Annotated in this window: 1 protein-coding gene; it reads right to left on the reverse strand. The window is 69.1% G+C overall.

Annotation, left to right across the window (positions count from 1 at the left end; translation table 11 throughout):
* Positions 1–1,019 (reverse strand): calcium-binding protein (locus G394_RS21485; protein WP_281168300.1); only part of this gene is annotated, 1,019 nt, incomplete at both ends.

Genomic DNA, 1,019 nt, shown 5'->3' on the forward strand with positions numbered 1-1,019 from the left:
ATGCTGTCGCCGCCGTAGATCGTGTCGTTGCCGCTGTCGCCGAACAGTTCGTCCGCGTGGCCGCCTCCGTCGATGAAGTCGTCGCCATCGCCGCCGTGGACGGTGTCGTTGCCGTTTCCGGCGGATATGGTGTCGTTGCCGCCGTAGCCGTTCAGGATGTTGATGGCGGTGCTGCCGAGGATGGAGTCGGCGTACGCCGAGCCGTTGACGTCCTCGATGCCGGTCAGGATGTCGCCCTCGGCGTGGTTGCCCGCGCCGCCGCCGATCTGGGCCGCGGTCCCGTCCTGCTTGGTCAGGTCCACGTTGACCCAGGCGGTGCTGGCGCTGTAGTCCGCCAGGTCGCGGGTACCCGAGCCGCCGTTCAGTCTGTCGGCCCCGGCCCCGCCCACCAGGGTGTCGTTGCCCGAGTTGCCGATGAGCGTGTCGTCGCCGTCCAGGCCGATGAGATGGTTGCCCGCGGCGTTGCCCGTAAGCACGTCGCCGTGGGAAGCGTCGTTGCTGCCGATGAGATGCTCGATGCCGATCAGCGTATCGCCCAGGGCGTCGTTGTCCGTCCCGCCGCCCGACTGGGCCGTCAGCCCGTCCTGGATGTTCAGGTCCACGGTCACCCAGCTCGCGCTGTCGCGGTAATCGGCGAAATCCAGGCCAAGGCCGCCGTCGATCAGGTCGGCCCCGGCCCCGCCGCGCAGGGTGTCGTTGCCATCCCCGCCAAGCAACGTGTCGTTGCCGCCAAGGCCGGAAAGAAGGTTGGCCGCCGCATCGCCTGTGATGCTGTCGGCGTGGGCCGAACCGATGACGTTCTCGACCCCGATGAGCACGTCGCCCTCGGCGTGGCCGCCGGATTGGGTGGCGCGGGTCAGGTCGATGTCCACGGCCGCGGTGCTTGCGCCGTAATCCACGGTGTCGCCGCCTTCCTCAGTGAACAGCCAGGGAGTGTGCGCTGCGTACGCGTGCTCGCCGCCGTCCAGGGTGTCGGCGCCAGAACCGCCGCGCATGGTGTCGTTGCCGTCCAGACCGTG

Origin of the sequence: Desulfomicrobium escambiense DSM 10707, assembly GCF_000428825.1 — a bacterium.
Lineage (GTDB): Bacteria > Desulfobacterota > Desulfovibrionia > Desulfovibrionales > Desulfomicrobiaceae > Desulfomicrobium > Desulfomicrobium escambiense.